Consider the following 1,786-nt stretch of genomic DNA (forward strand, 5'->3'; position numbering starts at 1 on the left):
GCCGGCCGCGCAAGGCGTGCTGGCAGCCGTGCAGACCCTGCGTGAGATGAACGCCGACAACCTGCGCAAGGTGCCGGCCGATGCACCCACGGCCTTCATCAAGCCGCGCTGGAAGCCGCTGGTGATCACCCCGGAAGGCCTCGACCGGAAATTCTACGAAATCTGCGCCCTGTCCGAGCTGAAGAACGCCCTGCGCTCCGGCGACATCTGGGTCAAGGGCTCGCGGCAGTTCCGCGACTTCGACGACTACCTGCTGCCGGCCGAGAAGTTCGCCGCACTCAAGCGCGAGCAGGCCCTGCCCCTGGCGATCAACCCGAACAGCGACCAGTACCTGGAAGAGCGTTTGCAGCTGCTGGACGAGCAGTTGGCCACCGTCACCCGCCTGGCCAAGGACAACGAGCTGCCCGATGCCATCCTCACCGAGTCAGGGCTGAAAATCACCCCGCTGGATGCGGCGGTGCCGGATCGGGCGCAGGCGCTGATCGACCAAACCAGCCAGTTACTGCCGCGCATCAAGATCACCGAACTGCTGATGGACGTGGACGACTGGACGGGCTTCAGCCGCCACTTCACCCACTTGAAGGACGGGGCCGAGGCCAAAGACAGGACGTTGCTGCTGTCCGCAATCCTCGGTGATGCGATCAACCTCGGGCTGACCAAGATGGCCGAGTCGAGCCCCGGCCTGACCTACGCCAAGCTGTCCTGGCTGCAAGCCTGGCACATCCGCGACGAAACCTATTCGGCGGCCTTGGCCGAGCTGGTCAACCACCAGTATCGCCACGCCTTTGCCGCCCACTGGGGCGACGGCACGACCTCATCCTCCGATGGCCAGCGCTTCCGCGCGGGTGGCCGGGGCGAGAGCACCGGGCACGTCAACCCGAAGTACGGTAGCGAGCCGGGACGGCTGTTCTATACCCATATCTCCGACCAGTACGCGCCGTTCAGCACCCGCGTGGTGAATGTCGGCGTCCGCGATTCCACCTATGTGCTCGACGGCCTGCTGTACCACGAGTCCGACCTGCGGATCGAGGAGCACTACACCGACACGGCCGGCTTCACCGATCACGTCTTTGCCCTGATGCACCTGCTAGGCTTCCGCTTCGCGCCGCGCATCCGCGACCTCGGCGAAACCAAGCTGTACGTGCCGCAGGGCGTGCAAGCCTACCCGACGTTGCGCCCGCTGATCGGCGGCACCCTGAACATCAAGCACGTGCGTGCCCACTGGGACGACATCCTGCGCCTGGCCAGCTCGATCAAGCAGGGCACCGTCACCGCCTCGCTGATGCTGCGCAAGCTCGGCAGCTACCCGCGCCAGAACGGACTGGCCGTGGCCCTGCGCGAGCTGGGCCGGATCGAGCGCACGCTGTTCATCCTGGACTGGCTGCAAAGTGTTGAACTGCGCCGCCGCGTGCATGCCGGCCTGAACAAAGGTGAGGCGCGCAACTCGCTGGCCAGGGCGGTGTTCTTCAACCGCCTTGGGGAAATCAGGGATCGGAGCTTCGAGCAGCAGCGCTACCGGGCCAGCGGCCTCAACCTGGTGACGGCGGCTATCGTGCTGTGGAACACGGTGTACCTGGAACGCGCCACCCAGGGGTTGGTCGAGGCCGGCAAGCCGGTGGACGGCGAGCTGCTGCAATTCCTGTCGCCGCTGGGCTGGGAGCACATCAACCTAACCGGCGATTACGTCTGGCGGCAGAGCCGCAGACTGGAAGACGGGAAGTTTCGGCCCTTACGGATGCCCGGAAAACCTTAGCGTACGATTTTTTCCGAATTCTGCGGGCTCCCC

Annotated in this window: 1 pseudogene; it reads left to right on the forward strand. The window is 65.4% G+C overall.

The annotated features are described in order from the left end of the window. Window positions 1-1,753 (forward strand): annotated as a pseudogene (locus K5R89_RS27000) (Tn3-like element TnAs1 family transposase); the annotation flags it as partial. Window positions 1,754-1,786: the final 33 nt, after the last annotated feature.

Origin of the sequence: Klebsiella sp. TF21-TM, assembly GCF_019753495.1 — a bacterium.
Lineage (GTDB): Bacteria > Pseudomonadota > Gammaproteobacteria > Enterobacterales > Enterobacteriaceae > Klebsiella > Klebsiella quasipneumoniae.